Source organism: Rhodococcus sp. ENV425, from assembly GCF_002887785.1.
GTDB lineage: Bacteria > Actinomycetota > Actinomycetes > Mycobacteriales > Mycobacteriaceae > Rhodococcus > Rhodococcus aetherivorans.
In genome coordinates, this window is the sequence record NZ_PCZU01000046.1 from 1 (window position 1) to 821 (window position 821).

An 821-nucleotide genomic window follows, 5' to 3' on the forward strand; every position below is an offset into this window, starting at 1 on the left:
TACCCGAGTAGCAGCGGGCCCGTGAAATCTGCTGTGAATCCGTCGGGACCACCCGATAAGCCTGAATACTCCCTGGTGACCGATAGCGGACTAGTACCGTGAGGGAAAGGTGAAAAGTACCCCGGGAGGGGAGTGAAATAGTACCTGAAACCGTGCGCTTACAATCCGTCGGAGCCTTCGAGCAGTTTGGTCTGCTGGGGGTGACGGCGTGCCTTTTGAAGAATGAGCCTGCGAGTTAGTGGCATGTCGCGAGGTTAACCCGTGTGGGGTAGTCGTAGCGAAAGCGAGTCCGAACAGGGCGTCTGTAGTGGCATGTTCTAGACCCGAAGCGGAGTGATCTACCCATGGCCAGGGTGAAGCGACGGTAAGACGTCGTGGAGGCCCGAACCCACTTAGGTTGAAAACTGAGGGGATGAGCTGTGGGTAGGGGTGAAAGGCCAATCAAACTCCGTGATAGCTGGTTCTCCCCGAAATGCATTTAGGTGCAGCGTCGCGTGTTTCTCACCGGAGGTAGAGCTACTGGATGGTCTAGGGGGCCCACAAGCTTACCGAAATCAGCCAAACTCCGAATGCCGGTGAGTGAGAGCGCGGCAGTGAGACTGCGGGGGATAAGCTTCGTAGTCGAGAGGGAAACAGCCCAGATCGCCGGCTAAGGCCCCTAAGCGTGTACTAAGTGGAAAAGGATGTGGGATCGCTGAGACAACCAGGAGGTTGGCTTAGAAGCAGCCACCCTTGAAAGAGTGCGTAATAGCTCACTGGTCAAGTGGTTCTGCGCCGACAATGTAGCGGGGCTCAAGTACACCGCCGAAGCCGCGGCACTC

At 56.9% G+C, this 821-nt stretch carries 1 rRNA gene; it reads left to right on the forward strand.

Annotated elements, in window-relative coordinates:
- Window positions 1-821 (forward strand): 23S ribosomal RNA (locus tag CQZ88_RS03540); the annotation flags it as partial.